Annotated in this window: 18 protein-coding genes and 1 pseudogene; 13 read left to right on the top strand and 6 right to left on the bottom strand. The window is 72.0% G+C overall.

The window, feature by feature from the left end; all coding sequences use genetic code 11:
- Positions 1-32 precede the first annotated feature (32 nt).
- Positions 33-713 carry an RNA polymerase sigma factor gene (locus tag WMF45_RS45535; RefSeq protein ID WP_437713065.1) on the bottom strand — a complete coding sequence of 227 codons (681 nt, stop codon included), beginning with the start codon at positions 711-713 and terminating at the stop codon, positions 33-35.
- A 112-nt stretch (positions 714-825) separates the two neighbouring features.
- On the opposite strand from WMF45_RS45535, the gene WMF45_RS45530 reads away from it, so the two are divergent.
- A complete protein-coding gene (locus tag WMF45_RS45530; protein ID WP_437713064.1) occupies positions 826-1,995 on the top strand; it encodes a hypothetical protein in 1,170 nt (389 codons plus the stop codon).
- A 171-nt stretch (positions 1,996-2,166) separates the two neighbouring features.
- Here WMF45_RS45530 and WMF45_RS45525 read toward each other — a convergent pair whose 3' ends face one another.
- Both WMF45_RS45525 and WMF45_RS45520 read right to left on the bottom strand, forming a co-directional pair.
- The gene (locus WMF45_RS45525) at positions 2,167-5,334 is read right to left on the bottom strand and encodes an efflux RND transporter permease subunit (RefSeq protein WP_437713063.1); all 3,168 of its coding nucleotides are present in this window, start codon (positions 5,332-5,334) and stop codon (positions 2,167-2,169) included.
- A gap of 7 nt (positions 5,335-5,341) precedes the next feature.
- Positions 5,342-6,268 (bottom strand): efflux RND transporter periplasmic adaptor subunit, encoded by a 927-nt coding sequence (locus tag WMF45_RS45520; protein WP_437713062.1) that lies wholly within the window; start codon positions 6,266-6,268, stop codon positions 5,342-5,344.
- Between the two features lie 320 nt (positions 6,269-6,588).
- Between WMF45_RS45520 and WMF45_RS45515 the strand changes: the two genes are divergently transcribed.
- The 4 genes from WMF45_RS45515 to WMF45_RS45500 all read left to right on the top strand — a co-directional run bounded on the left by WMF45_RS45515 (position 6,589) and on the right by WMF45_RS45500 (position 8,763).
- Positions 6,589-7,221, top strand: coding sequence for a TetR/AcrR family transcriptional regulator (locus WMF45_RS45515; RefSeq protein WP_437713061.1), 633 nt, complete (start codon positions 6,589-6,591; stop codon positions 7,219-7,221).
- A 294-nt stretch (positions 7,222-7,515) separates the two neighbouring features.
- A complete protein-coding gene (locus WMF45_RS45510; RefSeq protein ID WP_437713060.1) occupies positions 7,516-7,857 on the top strand; it encodes a transcriptional regulator in 342 nt (113 codons plus the stop codon).
- Positions 7,854-8,402 carry an RNA polymerase sigma factor gene (locus WMF45_RS45505; protein ID WP_437713059.1) on the top strand — a complete coding sequence of 183 codons (549 nt, stop codon included), beginning with the start codon at positions 7,854-7,856 and terminating at the stop codon, positions 8,400-8,402. Before WMF45_RS45510 ends, WMF45_RS45505 begins: the two co-directional genes overlap by 4 nt.
- A gap of 106 nt (positions 8,403-8,508) precedes the next feature.
- Positions 8,509-8,763 carry a hypothetical protein gene (locus WMF45_RS45500; protein WP_437713058.1) on the top strand — a complete coding sequence of 85 codons (255 nt, stop codon included), beginning with the start codon at positions 8,509-8,511 and terminating at the stop codon, positions 8,761-8,763.
- 67 nt (positions 8,764-8,830) lie between these two features.
- On the opposite strand, the gene WMF45_RS45495 is transcribed toward WMF45_RS45500, so the two are convergent.
- Entirely contained in the window at positions 8,831-9,004 is a 174-nt protein-coding gene (locus WMF45_RS45495) for a hypothetical protein (RefSeq protein WP_437713057.1), read from the bottom strand.
- Here WMF45_RS45495 and WMF45_RS45490 point away from each other — a divergent pair.
- A complete protein-coding gene (locus tag WMF45_RS45490; protein ID WP_437713056.1) occupies positions 9,003-9,698 on the top strand; it encodes a hypothetical protein in 696 nt (231 codons plus the stop codon). The two genes, WMF45_RS45495 and WMF45_RS45490, sit on opposite strands and share 2 nt — an antisense overlap.
- Before the next feature lie 88 nt (positions 9,699-9,786).
- On the opposite strand, the gene WMF45_RS45485 is transcribed toward WMF45_RS45490, so the two are convergent.
- Positions 9,787-10,398: a hypothetical protein gene (locus WMF45_RS45485; protein ID WP_437713055.1), complete on the bottom strand. Its 612-nt coding sequence runs from the start codon at positions 10,396-10,398 to the stop codon at positions 9,787-9,789.
- 331 nt (positions 10,399-10,729) lie between these two features.
- Between WMF45_RS45485 and WMF45_RS45480 the strand changes: the two are divergent.
- The 6 genes and pseudogenes from WMF45_RS45480 to WMF45_RS45455 all read left to right on the top strand — a co-directional run.
- Positions 10,730-11,195 (top strand): annotated as a pseudogene (locus tag WMF45_RS45480) (hypothetical protein); the annotation flags it as partial.
- 272 nt (positions 11,196-11,467) lie between these two features.
- Positions 11,468-11,995: a hypothetical protein gene (locus WMF45_RS45475; protein WP_437713054.1), complete on the top strand. Its 528-nt coding sequence runs from the start codon at positions 11,468-11,470 to the stop codon at positions 11,993-11,995.
- A gap of 309 nt (positions 11,996-12,304) precedes the next feature.
- Positions 12,305-14,833 carry a protein kinase domain-containing protein gene (locus tag WMF45_RS45470; protein ID WP_437713053.1) on the top strand — a complete coding sequence of 843 codons (2,529 nt, stop codon included), beginning with the start codon at positions 12,305-12,307 and terminating at the stop codon, positions 14,831-14,833.
- Positions 14,834-14,845: 12 nt separating this feature from the next.
- Positions 14,846-15,583: a hypothetical protein gene (locus WMF45_RS45465; protein WP_437713052.1), complete on the top strand. Its 738-nt coding sequence runs from the start codon at positions 14,846-14,848 to the stop codon at positions 15,581-15,583.
- Positions 15,584-15,588: 5 nt separating this feature from the next.
- Positions 15,589-16,719, top strand: a complete 1,131-nt coding sequence (locus WMF45_RS45460; protein ID WP_437713051.1) for a hypothetical protein — start codon at positions 15,589-15,591, stop codon at positions 16,717-16,719.
- Positions 16,720-16,772: 53 nt separating this feature from the next.
- Positions 16,773-18,317, top strand: a complete 1,545-nt coding sequence (locus tag WMF45_RS45455) for a PGRS family protein (RefSeq protein ID WP_437713050.1) — start codon at positions 16,773-16,775, stop codon at positions 18,315-18,317.
- A 675-nt stretch (positions 18,318-18,992) separates the two neighbouring features.
- Here WMF45_RS45455 and WMF45_RS45450 read toward each other — a convergent pair.
- Entirely contained in the window at positions 18,993-19,655 is a 663-nt protein-coding gene (locus WMF45_RS45450) for an MATE family efflux transporter (RefSeq protein WP_437713049.1), read from the bottom strand.
- A 328-nt stretch (positions 19,656-19,983) separates the two neighbouring features.
- On the opposite strand from WMF45_RS45450, the gene zigA reads away from it, so the two are divergent.
- Entirely contained in the window at positions 19,984-21,228 is a 1,245-nt protein-coding gene (gene zigA / locus WMF45_RS45445) for a zinc metallochaperone GTPase ZigA (protein ID WP_437713048.1), read from the top strand.
- Positions 21,229-21,236: the final 8 nt, after the last annotated feature.

Genomic DNA, 21,236 nt, shown 5'->3' with positions numbered 1-21,236 from the left:
CCCCCGCCCCGTAACCCGTAACCCGTAACCGATCAGCCCGCTCCGCCGTGCCCGTGCCCGCAGCCTCGCTTCGGCTCGGGCTCGCCCTTCGCCTGCGGCGCAGGCACCGGGCTGCACGTGCAGTCGAGGCACCCGTGCTCCGCGCAGCTCCCGCACGACGCGACCACCTGCTTGCGGAGGGCCTCGCGGGCGCGGAAGAGGCGCACCGCCGCGTTGTTCGCGGTGATCGACGCCTCCTCGGCGAACGCCTGCACCGAGAGGCCGTCGACCTCCACGCGCTGGATCGCGGCGGCGTACTCGGGCTTCAGCGTGCCGGCCAGCGCCCGGACGCACTGGCAGACGGCGCGGTGCTCCACCTCGGGCTGGGCCGCCTCGTCGAGCTCGGCGGCCAGCGCGGCCATCGCCCGCTCCGACGCGCCCTTTCGCCGGAAATGGTCGACCACGGCGTTCCGGAGGGTCCGATAGAACCACGCCGTGGCCGACTCCTCGTCGCGCAAGCTGTCGATGCGCCCTATGCCCCGCACGAAGGCGTCCTGCAGGATGTCCTCGGCGATCGCGCGATTGCCCACCTTCCGTTCCAGGAAGCGCAGGAACTCCCGGTGGCTCTCGACGAGGGTCGCGACCGCCGAAGACCGCGCGTCCTCGGCGCCTTCGCTCGGCGGCTCGGCGCGCTCGGCGCGCTCGGGCCTTCGCTCTGGCTCGCTCTCGCTCATGACGCACCAGGCTATCCACACGGGCCGCCCTGCGCCACCGCGCCACGGCACAAAGCGATGGCCGGCGTGACCGGTCGGGTCAGAATGTCCTCCTCTTCACCGGGAGGCTTGAATGACGCTTCAGAGGGTGCTCGTCCTGGCCAGCGTGGGGCTCCTGCCGGCCTGCTCAGGGGCAGACGCCGATGCCTTGCTGGCGTCCGCGCCGCGCTGCAGTGCATCGCCGGAGTGCGCCGCCACGCCCGACACGCCGCTGTGCGACCAGGCGCTCGGCGCGTGCGTCGAGCTGCCGCCGGGATCGGCGATCGGCGTGAAGGATGGCAGTCCGTCCTCGGTCGCGCTCGTGTCCGTCTTCGAGCCGAACCGGCAGCGCGAGCCGACCGACCTCGCCTTCAACCCGGAGCGGCCCGAGGAGCTCTGGGTCGTCAACCGCAAGGACGACAGCATGATCATCATCACGAAGCCCGGCGCGCCCGACGGCTCGTGGATCCGCCTCCGCGACCCCGCCGCGGCGCACTTCATGGACCAGCCGCCCGCGATCGCCTTCGGCCACCCAGGCACGTTCGGGGTCTGCGGCGACAACGACAACGGCGGCAACTACTTCATGGGCCCGTCGCTCTTCTCCTCGGACCTCTCGATCTTCGCCACGGAGACGCCCGACGGCCTCGGGTCGCACCTCGACATGCTCCACTCGAGCTCCTTCTGCAAGGGCATCGCGCACGAGCAGGCCAACGTCTACTGGGTCTTCAACGGCAACGACAAGGCGCTCGACCGGTACGACTTCGCCCACGATCACGGCCCCGGCCACGACGATCACTCCGACGGCGAGATCTACCGCTATGCCGCCGGCGAGGTGCTCGGGGTCGAGGCCACGTCGAGCCATATCTTCTACAGCGCCAAGGAAGAGCGCCTCTACGTCGCCGACACAGGCCACAAGCGGCTGCTCAAGCTGGATCCGACGAGCGGCGTGCCCGGCGCGAGCTTCGACGGGCAAGAGCCGGTCAAGGTGCGCAGGCACATGGACGGCGCCACCCTCATCGAGTTCGTCCCCCCGGGGACGCTCGAGGCCCCGAGCGGGCTCGAGGTCCACGAGGGCCTCGTCTACGTCACGGATCACGCGACGAGCCGGATCTACGCCTTCGACACCGCGGGGCAGGTGGTCCGCACCCTGGACACGGGCCTGCCCGCGGGCTCGCTCGCGGGGATCACCTTCGGGCCGGACGGCAAGCTCTACCTCGTCGACACGCTGACGAGCCGGGTCTACCGCATCGATCCGATCCTCTGAGGCGGCCGCGCGGCGCCCCCAGGACACCGATCACGTCGATCGAGCGAGAAATGAACCGCCGAGACACCAAGGACGCCAAGACAATTCTCCGTTCTTGGCGTCCTTGGCGACTTGGCGGTTCGAAATTCTGCGCTTTTCAGGCAGTTTCAACCCGTTTGTCGCTCTAGCCCATCACTCGCCGCCCGCCGGCGCGCTCGCTTCCGGCCCGCCGAGCAGCGCGTCCAGCTCGGCCTCGCCCTTGTCCTCCGCCGCCCTGCGCCGGCGGCGGCGGATCCACTCGGCCGCGTCGTCGAAGAGCGAGTAGGCCACCGGCACCGCGAGCAGCGTGAGGACCAGGGAGAGCGACTGGCCGCCGAGCACGATGGCCCCCGTCGTCCGGTTCTGGCCAGAGCCGACCCCGTGCGAGAGCACGAGCGGGATCATGCCGGCCACGAAGGCGATCGTCGTCATGAGGATCGGGCGGAGCCGGTCCTTGTTCGCCTGCAAGATCGCCTGGAGCCGCGGCATCCCCTCCGCGCGCAGGTGGTTCGTGTGATCGATCTGGAGGATCGCGTTCTTCTTCACCACGCCGAAGAGGACGAGCAGCCCGAGCCCCGAGAAGAGGTTCAGCGACTGGCCGAAGAGCTTGAGCGACAGCAGCGCGAACGGCACCGTGAGCGGCAGCGAGAGCAGGATCGTGATCGGGTGGAGCCACGACTCGAACTGCGCCGCGAGGATGAGGTACATGAACACGAACGCGAGCCCGATGACGACGACGAAGCTCGCCGCCGTGCTCGCCGTGTTCTTGGAGCTGCCCACCGGCTGCGCGGAGTAGCCCGCCGGCATCCGCTGCTCGGCGACGATCCTGTCGAGCGCCGCCTGCACCGCCGAGTCGCCGACGCCGGGGGCGGCGTTCGCGCTGATCGTGATCTGCCGGCGCCGGCCGAGGCGGCCGATCGACGAGGGGCCGCTGTCGGGCTCCATCGTGACCACGCCGTGGAGCGGGACGGCGCCGTGCTTGGACGAGGGCACCGTGAGGAACGCGAGGCTCTCGGCGTCCGCGCGGTGCTTCGCGTCCGCGCGCACGCGGACGTCGTACTGCTCGCCTGCCTCCGAGTACGTCGACACCTTGAGCCCGCCGACGAAGAGCTGGAGCGCGCCGGCCACGTCGGCCACCTGGACGCCGAGATCCGCGGCGCGATCGCGATCGATGGTCGCGCGGAGCTCGGGCTTGCCCACGACGAGGCTGTTGTCGACGTCCACGGCGCCGGGGACCTTCCGCAGCTCCTCGGTGATGCGCGCCGCGTACTCCCCCAGCCGGTCGAGATCCGGCCCCTGGATCGCCACCTGGATCCGCGCCGACGACTGGCCGCCGGACGAGACCGCCTGCACCTCGCCGGCCGTGACGCGCAGCTCCTTCGGCAGCTTCGCGAGGATCTCCTCGCGCACCCGCTGCATGATCGCGAGCTGCCCGAGCGCCCGCTGCTCCGGGTCGACGAGCATCACGTAGACCTTGGCGACGTTCGCGGCCTGCTGCTCGCCCTCCCCCACGGTCAGGAGCGTCCGGGTGACGCCCGGGAGCCGGCGCACGTCGCCGGCGATCCGCTCGGCGATGAGGCGGGTCGAGGTGAGGCTCGTCCCCTCGGGCGCGCGCATGTTGATCTCGAACTGCGCCTGGTCGTCCTCCGGGAGGAAGCCGGCGGGCAGCGTCTTCGCGATGGGCGCGCACGAGCCGAGCGCGACCGCCGAGGCGACGACGATCACCCAGCGGCGCTTCATCACCCACGAGAGCGCGACCATGTAGGCGCGCTCGATCGGCCGGTAGAAGACATCGACGGCGCGCTCGAGGACCGACGGCTTCGCGGGCGCGCCGTGCCGCGCGTGCCCCGAGAGCCACCGCGCGGCGAGCGAGGGCGTGAGGGAGAAGCTGACGATCAGCGAGACCCCGATCGCGAACGCCATCGTGAGGCCGAAGCTCTTGAGGAAGCGCCCCACGATCCCGGGCATGAACGCGACCGGGATGAAGACCGCCATGAGCGACAGCGTGGTGGCGAGCACCGCGAGGCCGATCTCCTTCGTCGCGAGCACGGCGGCCGGGAACGGCTTCATGCCCTTCTCGTCGATGGTGCGGACGATGTTCTCGAGCACGACGATGGCGTCGTCGATGACGATGCCCACGGCGAGCGCCAGCGCGAGCAGCGTGAGGAAATTCAGCGTGAACCCGGCGATCCACATCACCGCGAACGTGCCGACGACCGAGATCGGGATCGCGAGCGCCGCGATGAGCGTGCTGCGGGCGTTGCCGAGGAAGAGGAGCACCACCGCCGCGGCGAGGAGGGCGCCGAGGACGAGGTGCTCCTTCACGGCGGCGATGCCCGTGCGGATCACGCGCGAGCCGTCGCGCACGACCTCGATCTTCGTCCCCTCGGGCAGCGAGCGCTGCACCTCGTCGAGGCGCGCCTTCACGGCGTCGACGACGGCGACGGTGTTCTGGCCCGACTGCTTGACCACCGACAGCAGGACGGTGCGCCGCTCGTCGAGCTGGGCCCAGGTCGTCTCCTCCGCGCGGCCGTCCTCGACGCGGGCCACATCCGAGAGGCGCACGGCGTGGCCGTCCTGCTCCCGGAGGACGATGCGGCCGAGGGCCTCGGGCGACTCGACGCGCCCCATCACGCGGAGCGTGAGGTCCTCGGGGCCCGTCTCGACGCTGCCGCCCGGCGTCATCAGGTTCTGCGCCGCGATCGCCCGCTGCACCTCGGCCGCGGTGATCCCCTGCGCGCGCAGGGCGATCGGGTCGAGCCAGACGTTGATCTGCCGGCTCTGCGCGCCGATCAGGCTGACCTGACCGACGCCGGAGATGCCCTCGATCTGCCGGCGCACCCGCTTGTCGACGATCTCGCTGAGCTCGCGGATCGGCTGATCCGACGCCACGCTGACGAGCAGCACCGGGGCCGCGCCAAGGTCGATCCTGCTCACGATCGGCGGATCGATGCCCTTGGGCAGGCTGGGCAGGACGACGCTGATCTTGTCGCGCACCTCCTGGGCCGCGACGTCGGCGTCCTTCTCCAGCGCGAAGCCGACCACGACCTGGCTCACGCCCTGGGTCGACGTCGAGCGCAGCTCCTCGATGCCGCTGATGGTGTTCACCGCGCCCTCGATCCGGTCCGAGATCTCGGCCTCGACCTCCTCGGGCGCGGCGCCGTCGAGGCGCGTCGTGACGACGACGAACGGGACGTCGATGTCGGGGAACTGGTCGAGGCCGAGCCGGGTGTAGCCGGCGACGCCGAGGACCACGATGACGAGCATGAGGACCGACGCGAAGACGGGCCTCTTGACGCAGACGCGAGCGAGCCACTGCATGACGACCTCACTCCACGGCTTGGCCGTTCTGGAGCGCCTCGGACGGGTTGATGACGATCGCTTCCCCTGCGCGGACGCCGCGGAGGACGGCCACGGCGTCGCCCTTCTCCACGCCGGTCTGCACGACGCGCTCCTCGAGCCTGTGGTCGACGACGGCGAACAGGTGCGCGCGCCCCTCCCGCGGGACGAGGGCGGACCTCGGCACCACTGGGCTCGGCGTATCGGCCGTGGCGAGCGCGACGGACGCGAACATGCCCGGCCGCAGCGCGCCGTCGGGGTCCTGCACCTCGGCCTCGGCGACGAGATCGCGCGTTGTCTCGCGGACCGCGGCGCCGACCCAGCGCACCGTGCCCGCGAACGACCGCCCCGGGTACGCCGGCACGGTGAAGGTCAGCGCGCCGCCTGCCTTGACGGCCGCGAGGCTCGCCTCGGGCACGGTGAACCGGAGGCGCGGCGCGCCCTTCGAGACGAGCGCGACGACCCGGGAGTCCTGGCGGACGTACTCGCCGACGTCGACGAAGCGCTCGGCGACCACCCCGTCGAACGGCGCGCGGATCTGGCCGTCGCCGACGCCCTGCGCGGCGGCGCGGGCGCGGGCGGAGGCGGCCGCGACCGAGAGCGGGGCGCTCCGGCACTGGTCGGCGATCCGGTCGTGCTCGACCCGGGAGATCGCGCCGCTCTCGAGCAGCGCCCCGTAGCGCTCGCACTCGCGCTTCGCCGTCTCTTCCTGGGCGCGCGTCAGCGCGGCGTTCGCCTGCGCCTCCGCGGCGGAGAGCGCGGCGGCGCGGACGTCGAGGCGCGCGAGCAGGTCGCCCTTCTTCACCTCGGCGCCGCGCTCGACGAACGTCTCCACCACGCGGCCGGCCGCGTTGGCGGCGAGCGCGAGGAGCAGGAGGAGGCTTCGGGCGCGGCCTTTCGTCGTTGTGTGGCTCAAGGGTCCCTCGGGGCAGCGTCGGTCGCGGAGCGGCCTGATGCGGGCGGAGCACGGCCCTCGGCGGAGCTCGGCGCCGCGCGCGCCGGCGCACGCGCCGGTGCGCTGCGCCGTCCGCTCGTTCCCCGTCGCCCAGCCTCCGGCCCCACCGCCCCGGCGCGCTGGCGCCCAGGCGATCGCAACCGACAGTTGCGATGGGTATAACACGGCCGGAGCCGACCGCAACCGCTGGTTGCGATGATCGCAACGAAAGGGTGCGATAGCCGGCCATGCCGTGAAATTGGGCTGGCGCGTGCCGCGCGGCGGAACTTCAATGGCTGTTGATGCAGGCGACGACGGCGAAGCGCACGGCGAAGCGAGGCTCCGCGAAGACGCGCGCGCTCGTGCGCGGCGAGCCTGTCGTGCGGGGCATCCTCGCCGCCACGCTGGAGGAGCTCGCCAGCGCGGGGTACCGCGCGCTCCGGATCGAGGACGTGGCCACGCGCGCGGGGGTCAACAAGACCACCGTCTACCGGCGCTGGCCGACGAAGGAGGATCTCGTGCGGGCCGCGCTCCTGTCGGTCACGGACGAGAAGATCATCCCGCCGAACACGGGCTCGCTCCGCGGGGATCTCGTCGCGCTCGGGCGCGCGATCATCGAGATCCAGACGTCACCGGTGGGGCAGAGCCTCTTTCACGTGTGCCTGTCCGAGGGGCCCGACTCGGAGCTCATGACCATCGCCCGCTCGCTGCGCGCGGTCCAGGAGGCCGGGCTGCGGGCCATCATCGAGGCCGCGGTCGCGCGCGGCGAGCTCGCGCCGAGCGCGGATCCGCTGCTCCCGTGCGAGCTGCTCGCGGCCTACCTCCGGCACCGGATGCTCGCGGATCGCACGATCGTGGACGAGGCCCAGCTCGCTCACGTCGTCGACGTGATCCTCCAGGGCGTGCTGCGCCCGGACAGGCGGAAGCAGGCCTGAGCCGTTCGTCTGCCCCGCCGAGCGCGATCCCTCCTGCCGACGCACCGCCCTCGACGCGGCCGTTCGACGCGCGCGCTCGGCGGTAGTGCAGTCATTTGAACATGAAGGCGGGAAGAGAACCTGAATGATCTTCCCGTCTTCATGTGGGGTAGTGGGGTCATTTGACCGAAAGTGGGGTCATTTGACTTCGGACCCTGCGTGAGCGGGTAGGGTTCGGCCTCAAGGAAGTGCGGCCCGCGGGTGTTGGTAGCACCCCGGGCCGCGTGGCCGAACCCCGCACACACGAGGTCCGACATGCTGACCGTAGTCCGTTCGCCTTCGGGCGAGCAAGAAGGCGAAGGTGCGCCCGCGCGCCGCCGCTGCACGTTCGTCACCCGTTCCCTGACCGACACCGAGCGGATGCGGCTGCGCGCCGCGCTCCGCAACCTTCGGGCGCTGTACGGCTCGTGGTCCTGCTTGGCCGAGGTGGCCGGCATGAAGGCCCGAACGCTCCGCGCCATCGCCACGGGCGAGAGCGCCGGGTCATACGGGTCCGCTGTCCGCGCCGCGCGAGCCGCTGGCCTCACCATCGAGCGCCTCCTGGGCCGACCCGTAGCGGCCGATCGCTGCCCGCACTGCGGCCGGGGTGCCCCATGACCTGGCGGGGCCCGCATGTCGGCCCCGCTGGCGTCCTGAACATCGTCGAGATCGCCGCGCAGGATCCGCTCATCAGCAGCGTCCTGCGTGGCCTCGGCGTGCGCGCCGTCGATCTCGACGACGTGTGCCAGGACGTCGTGCTCGGGGCATGGATGAGCTCCCAAGCGGGTCGCTACAGACCCGACCGCACGCGCGAGCCTCTGGACACCCTGCGGCGCTGGCTCTTCGGAGTGTGCAGGTTCCACTGCACCCACTACCACGAGCGCGCCTTCCGACGGCGAGAGGTGCCGGTCGACGACCCATGGGCCGCCACGGGGGAGGAGCGCGTAGACCCCGGGCACGTCGGCGAGCGCATCGACGCGGCCGAGGCGCTCATGGCGATCGTCGGGCTGCCGCTCTGGGCTCGCGAGGTGCTCGTTCTCGCCGCGCTCGGGCACGGCGGCACCGAGATCGCCGACATCCTCCGCATCCCGCTCGGCACGGCGAGCAGTCGTCTCCGGCTCGCGCGCGCCCGCCTCGCTCGGAAGCTCAGACGCCGCCGGTAGCCCGCCTCTCCCCGCCATCATCTCGCCACAGCCCACAACTGAACACGCGTCTCGCGTAGGCGCATCGCCTTGCCGAGTGCCCAGGTCAGGCTGTATTGCTCATGACATGGGGATTTCTGTTGGCATCGGGATCAAGGGCGCTGAACTGAGCAAACGTGAGGCTCAGATCATTCACGCGATTGTCGATCAGCAGTTCACGTTCTTTGTTTCACTCGCAAGGTGGGCCAGCCTTGCCGATGGCATCACCGGACCACTTCCAAGAGATGAATACGAAAAACTGGCGCGAAATACAGAGGATTGGGCGCGCGCGATGTTTGATGACTTGGACATCGAGATCACCTACGCGGATGACGCTCAATAATCTGATGCACGAGCGCGCATGAGTTCGTCGCCGGGAAGAAATAGGAGCGCACAGGTTCAGCGCACGCCTAGTGCCCTAGAAGATCACCAAGCCTACGTATACGCTGCGCCAGCGACTTCCGCGCCTCCGCCACGTCTCGCACCGCTTCCGCGATCTCGGCAGCGGAGCCGATCTTCATTGAGCGCGCCAACGCGCGTCGGCCAGAGCGCAGTTCATCTTCGGCATCGAGCGTGTTGTTCATGTACAACGCCTCCAACAATACACGGCGACCAATGAGAGACAGGATTCTAAAGAAGAAGGAGCAGCAGTACGCTCTCCTGCGAGAGATGTACATCGACTCAGAAGAGTCGGATGGGGCCAGGGGATTCTCACTAGAGGACCTTGATAGGTTCAAGGGTAAGCTTGGGCTAACTGAAAGGGATTTCGACTCGGCGCTCCAGGGACTGATAGACAATGGATTCGTCGAGCGCATCGCCGCTCAGTTTTGGGAGCTGCATCCAGACGGCGTGCGAGAAATCGAAGACACGGAAGCGCATCCAGACGAGGGGAGCGACTACTTCGAGCCGTCGGTAATCAACAATGTAACCAATAATTTCAGCGGTCCAGTCGGCGCGATCCAGACCGGCGATCACAATACCGCTAACGTTGTTCAGAATCTCAGCGGCGACGTGTCGGGTCTGCTCCAGCAACTCCGAGAGCACATTTCCAGCCTTCCAGCGGATAAGCAGGCGGAGGCGAACGAGCTTGCCGATGGTGTAGAGGATCAGGCGAAGTCGCCCAAGCGGTCGGCGGCCATGATAAAGGCGGCTCTCGCGGGCATCGTCGCGTTGTTTGGTGGAGCCAGCAAGGAAATCGTGATGAAGATCGCCGCCGAGATTGGAACCAAACTTGGTCCAATCCTGGCCGGTCAGGCCGGCAATTTGCTCGGCGGCTGATCGCGAGTGGCGCCAGCAGTACTATTTATCGAAGAGCCAGAGCTGAACCGTCCGCCCGCCCATTGCGTGGTCGGTGGCTCCGGCCGTCCTACCCCAGCAACTTCTTCCCGAGTTCTGCAAGCACGTCCCCTCCGGCGCCCGTCACAATGGCGCCAAGCCCGGCGAGCAGGGCCCGGATGATCGCCTTGCTCTTCTTCGGCGCCTTCGCTTGCTCATCGAGACCGTCGACCAACTCGATCGCCTCCCCCCGCTTCTCGTCGGGAAGCCCATCGACGTGGGCGCGCAATTGTTGGAGCAGTACCTGCACGTCCGTGGACACATTCTGCGTCACGTTGGCCACGTTGTTCGATCCGGTCTGCACAGCACCGACCGGGCCGCTGAAGTTGTTGGTAACGTGTTGGATGACCGACGCCCGGAAGTGGTCGGTGGAGTCCTTCGGGTTCTTCATCGAAGTCTCAATCTCCACACGTCCACGGTGCGTGATGAAGACGAGCAGATCCGGCCCCATCCCGGCCGATCTGATGAGGCCCTCACCAATGAGATACTGCCAGGCGAGTTCCCGTTCCTCAGGCGGGACGCCTACGTGTTCCCCGATCTCGACTAGGCTGAAATACCTGTGCTGGTCTCCGCCGCTGGCTTCGTACAGCGTGCGCAGGATCGCGTAGCGCCAGCCTTCCCTCTGCTCAAGCGTTGTCCTCATATGGCAATAGTACCACGCCTAACGCCGGATGTATGATCGCGGCACGGCATGCCCGTCGGGCCTTCGGGTCACCGGCGCCCAAGGTCGCCGCCGCTGCGGCGCCACCTCGGCTGTGACATACCCCGTCCTGTCGGCATCTGCCGCGCACCGATCCGAGCGGTTTTCGCCGGGAAAACAGCTTCAATCAGAGGACCTTAGACGAAAACGCCCCGCTCCCAGCGGCAAACTAGGAGCAGGGCGGCAGAAGCCGAGCAGGTTGCCCCGTCCAGCGTCCTGGCAGACCGGATCGTGGGCCCTACGCCGGGGAAAGGCAAAGGGTCCCGTAGCGAACGTGCTCCCACGCGAGCGGCAACTTGCCGTGCTCGCGGCCTTGGTGGACGGCAACAGCGAGCGCGCGGCCGAGCGCATGACGGGCGTCGAGCGGAAGACGATCCGCCGGTTCGCGCTCCGCGTCGGCATGGCCGCGCAGAGCCTGCACAACACCATGGCGCGCGACCTCTCGCTCTCGCTCATCGAGAGCGATGCGCGTGGTGTTCGGCGCTCCGAACATCGGCGCCGCGACGACCGCGCACGTCGAGCGGAACAACGGCACCTTGCGGCACCACATCGGGCGGATGCGCCGATTGTGCTATGCCTTCAGCAAGGACGTAGAGCACCACCGCGCGGCCGTCTCGCTCGGGCTGACGCACTACAACCTGTGCCTGATCGTGAAGACGACCCGCGTCACACCCGCGATGGCGGTCGGCGTGACGAGCCACATCTGGGAGTTCCCGGAGCTGCTCGACGCGCTCCTCTCCGTGCTGTTGACGCTCAGGCTGGCTGATGGTCCGCCGAGTGTCAGCGCTCGGTCCCGCTACGGCCTTAGCCCCCGGCCACGCCACCAGCGCGCTCCCGGGCGCCGCCGCGGCGATGATGATGATGCCGCCGTCGTGTCGGAGGTCGCCAGAATCATGCTCCGGGGTTGAGCGCGCAGGCATCCATGCTCGACCTTCCAGCATGGAATGATGGCCTGCCCATCATTCCGCGCTGGCCGAGCCAGCATCGACATTGAACCAGCCAGGAGGACTCCATGGCCCCCCGAACGACCACGAAGAAGAGCGCGGAGCGCACCAAGAAGCCGAGCAGCGACAAGCCCCTGAAGCCGCCGAGCACGCGCGAGCTCGCCGACATCCTGGGCGTCACGCTCTCGCCCCCGCTCAAGCCCGAGCAGAGCGCGCGGCTGCGCAAGGCGCTGCCCGGCTACGCCGGCATCCTGGACGACGTCGCCGCGCTGCTTGAGGAGGACGCGGGCGCGCTCAACGTGCCGGACGTCACCCCCGAGGCGCTCCTCGAGGCGCAGGCCGAGCAGAAGTACCTCGCCGCGCGTGAGGCCGTCGCGCACGCCGTCTACCGGAGCCTGTTCGAGCAGCGGCTCCAGGTCGACGATCGCGCGATGAAGATGCTCGAGAAGCTCGCCCGGCGGGTCAACGCCCTGAAGGAGGACGACCGTGATCTGCCGGGGCGCTGGAAGCTCCTGCTCGACTTCCTCGGCACGTTCCGCCAGGGCGGCGCCAAGAGGAAGGCGGCGCCCGCGGAGCCGGCCGCCGCCGTCGAGTAGCGCCGCCGAGGCGAGCCGCGCCAGCAGCGCTGGGCAGCGGCCGCCGCGGCGCGCCCCGCTGCCCCCGCCGCACCCCTCTCCGGGCCCCCTTCTCGGAGGCCGCCCCCGATTCGATTGCCGGCCGCCGATTTCCTGAGCACATCCGGCCCCTGCACCCGACTCTCTGCAGGGGCTCCCAAAGCCGCGGCGCCCCTGGCAGAGCTCCGTGCCCACAGCGCTGAACGCCCTCCCAGAGCCGTACCGCGCGCGCCCCCGCGCCGCGGGCGCCATTGACCCGCCGCGAGCGCGCTGCGTAGAAGGCAGCTCGCCATGAGCCTACGGGAGGGCACCCGCTCGGACGCGCCGCCGCCGGCCGAGGACCGGACCTACGCCACCGGCGATCGCTGCGAGAAATACCGCATCGTGCGGCTCCTCGGCGAGGGCGGCATGGGGCAGGTCTACGTCGCGGAGGACGAGTACCTGGGGCGGCGCGTCGCGCTCAAGGTCGTGCGGCGCAAGTACATGCAGGGCGGCGGCTTCGCCCAGGGCCAGCGCAAGGAGGCGCGCGTCCTGGCGGAGCTCGACCACCCGGCCATCGTCAAGGTCTACGACGCGGGCATCACGCACGGCGGGGTGATGTACATCGTCATGGAGCTCATCGAGGGCATCTCGCTCCGGGAGCTGATCTTCCGCGCCGGCGCGCTGGACCTCCCGAGCGCGCTCTCGATCGCCGCGCAGATCGCGGACGCCGTGCGCGTGGCCCACCGGGCGGGCATCGTGCACCGCGATCTCAAGCCCGAGAACGCCCTCGTCACGCGCGCCGGGCTGGTCAAGGTCGTGGACTTCGGGATCGCCAAGCGGATCCGGCGGCAGCCGGGGCGGCACGCGTCGAGCGATCCGTTCCCGAACATCGGGACGGTGCACTACATGGCGCCGGAGCAGATGCTCGGGGACGGCGCGACCAAGGCGTCGGACGTGTATGCGATCGGGATGATCCTCTACGAGATGATCGCCGGCCGGCACACGTTCGCGGCGACGTCGCACGAGGTGCCGACCGCGGCCGAGGTGATGCTCCACCAGGTCCACGCCGTGCCGACGCCGCTCGTGGAGGCGGTGCCGGGCTTCGACGCCCGGGAGATCAGCGATCTCGTCGGCCGGATGCTGTCGAAGCTCCCGCGCGAGCGGCCCCGGGCGGCCGAGGTCCAGCGCGCGCTGGCGCGGGCGGTCCGCCGTTACCGGGAGGAGCACCCCCGCGACGAAGGACGCATCCCGCTCGCGACGGAGCACCGGCGCGACCCGCCGGTCGCGCCCCAGCCCCGGAACCGCCAGGTGAGCTGGGCGGAGCTCGACGCCGGCGCGGCGCGGGGCGCGGGCGGCGGTCCGGAGAGCACCGACGAGCACGCCGCGTGGCCGGGGCCGGACGGAGCGCCTCACGTGCCGCAGTTCGGGACGGCGCCGCTTGCCGCCGCGTTCCGGGCGCCGGAGGCGGCGCTGCCGTTCCGGCCGGCGGGCGCCGCGCCGCCCGAGCTGCGGGGCCGCGGCTGGACGGCCCGGATGCCCGGCACGCCGGGGCAGGCGGGGGCGGGCGTGGCGACCGCCGTGGCGGGGCCGACGGCGGCCGTGGCGGCGCCCACGCCCGAGCGGCCGGCGGCGGGCGCGGCGGCGGCGCCCACGCCCGAGCGGCCGGCGGCGGTCGCGGCGGCGGCGCCCACGCCCGAGCAACCGGCGGCGGTCGCGGCGGCGGGCGCATGGGTGCCCGCGGCCGGCGTCGCGCCGACGCCTCACGGCACCCTGCCGTGGGAGCAGCCGGCGACCGTGGCGCCCACGACCGCGCCGCTACTCGACGCTCGCGGGATGATGCCCACGGGCGCTCCGGGGCCGGGCGCGTACGCGCCGGAGGCGACGGGGCGGGCGGGGTTTTCGACCGCCCCGCTGGGAGGGAGCGCCGGCGCGCGAGCGAGCGCGCCGCACGCGGCCACCGCCGCGGCCGATCCGAACGCGCGGGCGCGCTCGTTTGAGGGCCCCGCGCCCTCGACCGCGCCGCTGCGGCCCGCCGAGCCGAGCGGAGCACCGCCGTGGGTCGAGGCCGGCCTGCCGGGGAGCATGCCGGCCCAGCCGAGCATGCCGGCTCAGCCGAGCATGCCGGCCCAGTCGGTCGAGCTCGGCCCGGCGTCGAGCGGAGGATCACCCTGGGCAGGGGCCGCCCTGACGCAGGGCATCCCGTCCGAATCGATCGGGCTGGGTGCGCCCATCGACCGGCGCCGGAGGGCGCGGCTGGGGTGGACCGCCGCCGTCGCGTGCTCGCTGGCGCTGGCGCTCTCGGCCGGGCTCGTGCTCGTCCGGCGCTCACCTCGCGACGTCGCGGCCCCGGCGCCCGTCGCGATCGAGCCTGCGGAGAGGCGGATCGTGACCGTGGGCCCGCCGGAGGAGGCGTCGAGCGCCGGCGCACCGGCGCCGCCCTCGAGCGTCGAGCCGCTGGAGGAGCCCGCGCCGCCGCCGGCCGCGGGGCCCGCGGCTGGCGGGGCGTCGCCGCCCGCGGCAGCCGGCAGCGCGCGGTCGGCGGCCTCGGCGCAGGAGGCGGCGGCGCCCCCTCCCCCTGCCGCGCCGAACGCCCCCCACGTCGCGGCCGCGCCCCCGACATCGCCTGCGCCCGCGCAGCCACGAGCCGCCCTCGCGGCGCCGCAACCGCGCCCGGCCGCCGCGGCGCCGCAGCCGCGGGCGACGCCTGGCGCGCAGGGCGCCCGGCCGCCCTTCACGGTGCTGGAGGAGGACGACGACATCTATGGCATGCCGGCACCCGACCGCCGGCGCGCCGCCCCGCCGCCACCCGCGCGCAAGGCGCCCGCACGACCGTTCTGATCGAGGTGCCGCATGAGCCACGACGTCAAGAATTACCTGCCGAACGACGAGACCCTGCGCCGGGTCGCGGATCAGGACGCCTCGGACGAGAACCTGCGCCGCGCCATCGAGAACCCGCGCCTCCAGGACGTGCTGACGCAGCAGGAGGCGGCGCAGCAGCAGGGGAAGCGCGGCGCACGAGGGGCGGCGAAGGCCACGCCCGCGGCGGTGCCGGCGACGGCGCCGGGGACGGCCGTGCCCGGCGCCGCGGGGGGCGCGGCGACGGCGCGGCCTCGGGCGCGACGATGGCTCCGGTACGCGCTAATCGCGCTGGCCGCAGCGCTCTGCGTCCTTGTTCCGACGGCGCTCGCCTTCCTGGCGGGGAAGAAGAGCGCCCAGGAGGACGATCGCGGCGGCGCGCTCGCCCCGCCGGCGCCGCCGAGCGCGCTCCCGGGCGCGGCGAGCTCGGCGCCGGCCCCGAGCGCGTCCGCCACGGCGGCTTCCCCGAGCACGCCGGCCTCGGCGTCTGCTCCGAGCACGCCGGCCTCGGCCCCGGTCGCCCCAAGCGCGCTGACCGCCCCGAGCACGCCGGCCTCGGTACCCGCGGCACCGACGGTACCGGCGACGGCGCCGCGGGGCGCCTCGCCTCGAGCGCTGCCGAACACCCAGCGTCCCCCGGCGCCGCGCTCCTCCGCGGCGTCCCGGTCCGCCCCGCCACCGAAGCTCCCGCCACAACCCCCTCCGCCCTTCGGAGACAAGCCCGAGTTCTAGAGCCTATGAAGATTTATCGACCGATCGCCGCCCTGCTCGTCGCCGCGCTGCTGCTCCCGCCCACAGCAGCGAGCGCCGCACCGCCCGCGGCGGGGAGCCCGGCGCTGCCCGCGCCACCGAAGACCGCGCCGCCCGCGCCGCCGAAGGAAGACGCCATCTCAGCGATGGCCCGCGAGCTGTTCGCGAAGGGCGTCGCGGCGTGGAACCAGCGGAAGTACGAGGAGTGCCGCGCTGCGCACCTCGCCGCGTGGAGCATCAAGCCGTACCGGCAGATCGCGGGCAACCTGGCCGCCTGCGAGGTGAAGCTCGGCCTGTACCGCGACGCCGCCGAACACCTGTCGGCCCTCACCCAGCCCGCCGCCGACGGGACGCGGGCGGAGCTCAGCGCCGAGCACCGCCGCCTGTTCGACGAGGCGCTGGCGAAGATCGCGGTCGTCAACATCGACGTCGAGCCCGGCGCCACCGTGCTCGTCGACGGCAAGGCCGTAGGGCAGGCGCCCCTCCCCGCGCCGCTGTTCCTGGAGCCGGGCGAGCACTCGCTCGAAGCGCGGACGGGCACCGGCGCCGTCGCGCAGAGCACCGTGCGGTTCGAGGCCGGCTCCCAGCGGAACCTCGCGCTGCACCCGCGGATGCCGCAGGCGACGACGACGGCCGCGACGACGGCGCCGACGCCGACGGCCGCGACGCCGACGCCGGTCGCGCCGGTGCCGCCGCCGGTCGCGCCGGCGGCGCGACCGGATACGCGGGTGCGCGACGGCGTGGTGCTCGGCGGCCTCGCCCTCGGCGGTGTGGCGATCGCGGCGGGCGTGGTGCTGACGGTCGTGTCGAACGGCAAGAGCGAAGAGGTGAACGATGCGACCCGATCGATCGCGATGAACGGCGACGCGAACGCATGCAACGACCCCGCGTTCAAGGCGCGCTGCGACGCGCTCGACGACGCGAACATCGCCGAGGGGACGACGAGAAACCTGGCGATCGCCGCCTTGGTGACCGCGGGCGCCGCGCTGGGCGGCACCGCGCTCGCGTACGTGCTGTGGCCGGTCGGGACGCCGCGGACAGAAGCTTCACGTGGCGTGCGCATCGCCCCGGCGATCACGGCGCAGAGCGCCGGGCTCACGATCGGAGGTGCGTTTTGAGTGAGCACGTGGCGGACCGAGCGACGACTTGCGGTGGCCAAAGGAAGAGGGTGATGCGACGCATGGACTGGAGCGGTGTCGTTGTCGTGCTGGCTGGCCTCGCGGTCGCGGCCGGCGCAGGGTGCGGCACGCTGTCACCGGACTGCCCGCACCGGTTTCGGTGCGAGCCGGTCGCCGGCAGCGGCGGAGGTGGGGGCACGCCGGAAGAGTGCGTGCCGAACGAGAGCGGCAGGGCGGTGGAAGACCAGTGCGGGGTGTTCGTCGCGGCCAGCGGGGATGATGCGGGCGCGGGGACCAAGGGAGCGCCGGTCAAGACGCTCAGAGAGGCCGTCGCGCGGGCAAAGCAAGAGGGCGCCACGCGAAGGGTGTACGCCTGCGCCGAGGAGCTGCAGGGAGCGAGCGAGGTGCCCGGCGGCGTCGCGATCTTCGGAGGGCTCGACTGCGCTGGCGGATGGGGCTGGATCGGCGAGACCAAGAAGACCGAGATCACCGCGGCTGAAGGCGAGATCCCGCTCGTGATGCGCGGCGGCGACGGCGCGGTGCGCGTCGAGGATGTCCACGTCACCGCGCGCGCCATTGACCCGAGCAACGAAGAGGCGCGCGGGATGTCGTCCGTCGCCGTGGTCGCCGAGAGCATCGCTGTCGAGTTGGCGCGCTGCACGCTCGAGGCAGGCGATGCGGCAGACGGGCGCGACGGCGAGCCGTACGAAGAGCCGGCGCTCGCCGGCGAGCAGGGCAACCCGGGCAAGGACGCGTGCTCGGCGGAGATCGTCGTGCCCGGTGGTGTCAAGCGGAATACGTGCGGCACGCCGGACGACCCGAGCGACGACTCCACGGGCGGACGGGGAGGTATCGGGGAACTGGACAGCGGCGGCGACGGAGGCACTGGCACACCGACGGGTGCAGAAAATCGCGGGAGCGGACAAAACACGGCCACCTGCACCGCGGGCAGCGCCGGCACCGAAGGTGCCGCTGGCGAGCCCGGCCTGAGCGCCAGCGGGCTCGGCGCCCTCTCCTCCTCCGGCTACGCCGGCGCCTCTGGCAACCCCGGTACACCAGGCGCTGCCGCGCAGGGCGGCGGCGGCGGCGGCGGCGCAAGGGGGGGCATCGCCGCCAACCAGTGCGCCGCCGACTCCGCCGGCGGCGCCAGCGGCGGCTCCGGCGGACCCGGCGGCTGCGGCGGCAAGGGCGGCAATCCGGGTGGGGCCGGCGGCGCCAGCATTGCCCTCGTCAGCCTCGACGCCACCCTCACCTTCGACGACGTCTCGCTCAAGACCGGCCGCGGCGGCCGCGGCGGCAACGGCGGGCCCGGTCAAGAGGGCGGCATCGGCGGCATCGGCGGGCCGGGCGGCACCGTGCCGGATGGCATCCAAAGCCTCAACGCTGGCTGCGCCGGCGGGCCGGGTGGCAAAGGCGGCATCGGCGGCATCGGCGGCGGCGGCATCGGCGGCCACTCCCTCGGCATCGCCTTTCGTGGCTCCCCGCCCCCCACCGACGGCCTCACCATCGCCACCGGCGAGCCCGGCCCCGGCGGCAACGGCGACGGCGACAGCGCCGCCGCGGGCATCAAGGCCGATACGCAGGAGTTTGCTCAGTAGCCTCGTGCCGGCGACAGCCCTGCCGAGAAAAAAACGCACTGCTTCAAAAAAATCTGGCAATAAGCCGCGCCCATCGGCAATGCCTTGTGGCGAGGAGTTTCGCCCTTGGGCCCGCACATAGGACCTTCACATCCCTCGGCCGGAGCAGTGCGGCTCCATCCGCACCTTGCGTGCCGCAGGTCGCCCCTACGGGGTGCGACTCGGCGGGTCAGCCGGCAACTGCCGGTTGGTGGCCGATGGGCAGCCGGAGCAACTCTCCACCCACGATATGGCCCGAGACCGGCTCAGCCCCGCTTTCTCGATGGGCGCCGCGTGCATGCGTGGGTACCGCCCGCGCGCCGATGACGCCGGGGGTTGCCGGAAATCGTCAGAGACCCGCTGCACTTTCCTGAGCAGGTTGGCGCGCTCGATCCGATCTCTTCTGTAGAGCCGACGTGCACCGCTGCGGTGCCCGCGAGCGCTGCCTCGTGTCCCAGCCGGCCCGGGAGATGTCTCGTGAGAAAACCTGCCTTCGGGGTCCCGACACGACGGCGACCCCTCCCGTCCGGCGCGCAGCGTCGGACCTGGGAGGGGCCGGCGGCGCGCAGGCGCGCAGCGCCGAGCACCGACGGGGGGTGGGCAGCCCTCTCCTTCTCTGCATCTTCGCCATTGCATCTTTCTTGAACACGCCGGAGCTCATGCGCCCATGAAGCTCCATCGACCGATCGCCGCCCTGCTCGTCGCCGCGCTGCTGCTCCCGCCCGCGGCAGGGAGCGCCGCACCACCCACGACGGGGAGCGCGGCGAGGGTGGCCACGGCGAGCGGCGTCCTCGTGTCGCCGACGCCATGCAGCGCCGCCGCCGCGGCGGCCTCGACGAACGCGAGCGGGAGCGCCGGAAGCACGATCCCGAGGTACGCGGCCGCCTGCTCGATGACCGCCCCGCCGGCGCGCGGGAAGAGCGCGCGGAGCAGCGGGCCGCAGGCGAGGAGCAGCGGCAGCGCGATCGCCGCCCCGAGGGCGAGCGCGACGAGGAGCGAGGCGCGCGCCGCGGCGGCGGCCGCGTCGCGATCGCCGCCGCCCACGCTGCGCGCGACGACGGCGAGCGTGCCGGCGGAGGTGGCGCTGAAGACGGAGACGACGGTCCACGTGAGCGTCCCGCAGATCTGCATCGAGATCGAGGCGAGCGCGGTCGCGAAGCAGCGACCGACCATGCCGCGCCCGACGAGGAAGACCAGCGTCAGGAACAGCATGTGCGTGATCGCGGGCCAGGCGAGCCGCCAGACCTGCCCCGCCGGCGCCGCCCATTCCCGCGCAGCGGGGGCGGCGCGCTGGGCCGCCGGGGAGCGTGTCGCGGCCACGCGGCTACCGTAGCGCCGAGCCGGCGCCCGACGAGGCGAGCGACCAGGCGGCACGGCGACCTGCGCTGCGCGCGGCGATCGGGTCGGCCTCGGCGTACGGGTCCGCGGCGCGCCGGCCCGCGCGCGAGGTGTCCGGCGTGCGCCCCGGCAACAGAAGCTATTTTATTGCAAATGTATCTTGATTGCATTACATCGAGCCCACGCCAGACTTGGGCCCGGCCGATCGCGCCGCGGCCGCGGATGCACCTCGTTCACCCCGCGCCGCGCGTGCGGCAGGCGCACCCGCCCGCGCTGGAGCGCGCCGGCGCTGGCGAGAGAGGACCTCGACGTGACGCAAAAGCTTCCTGTGACCGTGCTGTCCGGCTTCCTGGGCGCCGGCAAGACCACGCTGCTGAACCATCTCCTCGCGAACCGCGATTCGCTGCGCGTCGCGGTGATCGTCAATGACATGAGCGAGGTCAACGTCGACGCCGCGCTCGTGCGGGGCGGGGGCGCGGCGCTGCGCCGCGTGGAGGAGCGGCTCGTCGAGATGTCGAACGGCTGCATCTGCTGCACGCTCCGGGAGGATCTCCTTGTCGAGGTGGCCCGCCTGGCGGCCGAGGGGCGCTTCGACTACCTGCTGATCGAGTCGACGGGCATCTCGGAGCCGCTCCCGGTCGCCGAGACGTTCACCTTCGACGACCCGGCGACGGGCAAGAGCCTCTCGGAGGTCGCCCGGCTCGACACGCTCGTCACCGTCGTCGACGCGCAGCGGTTCCTCGCCGACTGGACGAGCGCCGACGACCTGCGCGCGCGCGAGGCGGCGCTGGACGGCGACGACGAGCGCACGGTCGCGGATCTGCTCGTCGAGCAGATCGAGTTCGCGAACGTGCTCGTGCTCAACAAGACGGATCTCGTGAGCGATGACGAGGTCGAGCGCCTCACGGCGATGCTGCTGCACCTGAACCCCGGCGCCCGGATCGTCAGGGCCTGTCGCGGCCGGGTCGATCCTCGCGAGATCCTCGGCACCGGGCGCTTCGATTTCGAGGAGGCGGCGCGCTCGCCCGGCTGGATGCGGGAGCTGCGCGGGGAGCACGTCCCCGAGACCGAGGAGTACGGGATCGAGAGCTTCGTCTACCGCGCGGAGCGCCCGATGCACCCGGAGCGGCTCTGGGCCTTCCTCCACGGGGCGGCCGCCTGGGATGGAGTGCTCCGCTCCAAGGGGTTCTTCTGGCTGGCGACGCGCATGGACATCACAGGCGCCTGGTCGCAGGCGGGCGGCGCCGCCTCGTTCGAGGCGGCCGGGCTCTGGTACGCCGCCTTGCCAGAGGAGGAGCGGCCGGAGGACGACCGGCCGTGCGCCGCGTGGCATCCGGTCTGGGGCGACCGGCGGCAGGAGATCGTCTTCATCGGCGTCGACATGGTCCGAGAGGAGCTCACGCGCGGGCTCGACGCCTGCTTGCTCACGCCGGACGAGATGGCCGCGGGGCCTTCCGCCTGGAGCCGGTTCGAGGATCCCTTCCCGGCGTGGGAGGACGCGAGTGAGCCGGATGAACAGGAGAGCGAGGCCGGGCCGGCGCAGCTCCTGTCCTGAGGCGCTCC

It is taken from the genome of Sorangium sp. So ce448 (genome assembly GCF_051520915.1).
GTDB classification, from domain to species: Bacteria; Myxococcota_A; Polyangia; order Polyangiales; family Polyangiaceae; genus Sorangium; species Sorangium cellulosum_B.
The sequence above is the reverse complement of the archived record's forward strand: the minus strand, read 5'-3'. Positions and strand labels throughout refer to the sequence as shown.